This window comes from Streptomyces sp. CO7 (assembly GCF_053474865.1).
This window is the reverse complement of the sequence record NZ_JBRIOU010000001.1, coordinates 297,295-297,860: the sequence shown is the minus strand read 5'-3', so window position 1 is coordinate 297,860 and position 566 is coordinate 297,295. Positions and strand designations below refer to the sequence as shown.

General features: G+C 79.9%; 1 pseudogene. It reads left to right on the top strand.

What is annotated here, in order from left to right:
- Positions 1 to 79: 79 nt before the first annotated feature.
- Positions 80 to 566 (top strand): annotated as a pseudogene (locus ACOV8S_RS01370) (hypothetical protein); the annotation flags it as partial.

The window sequence follows — 566 nt, the reverse complement described above, 5'->3', positions numbered from 1 at the left end:
GTGTCTGCGCTAGCGTGCGAAGGCGCGGCCCGGGGGTGCGCGGGGCGGTGGCAGGGCGGTGGCACGGGAGGTTGAGCACGTGGGGATCGAGAGCGACCGGCTGGTCTACGACTACCTGAGCCGGGTCGGCGACGTCGCCCAGCAGCGGCAGCTGCCGTCGGCGACGCGGATGCGGCTGGTGACGGAGCTGCGCGGCGAGATCGACCGGCGGCGCGCCAAGGCGATGGGGGACGGTCCCGCGACGGTGCGGCGGATCCTGGACCGGCTGGGGTCGCCGGACGCGGTCGTCGCGGCGGCCGGCGGGTCGGTGCCGGTCCAGCGGGCGGCCCCCGACACGCCGCCCGCGGCCCCGTCGGCTCCCGCGGCCGCCTCGACGACCGCGTCCGGGGGGCCCTCGGCGCCCCCGGCATCGTCGGAGGAAGGGGCGCCCTCGGCCGGGTCCGCGCCGTCCGCGCCGTCCGCGCCGTCCGCGCCCCAGGGCTCCCGGCTGTGGGGGCTGCGCAAGGGCGTGCCGAAGCAGCGGGAGGACGAGGCCACCGCGGCGGGGGACTGGTGGCGGGTGGACC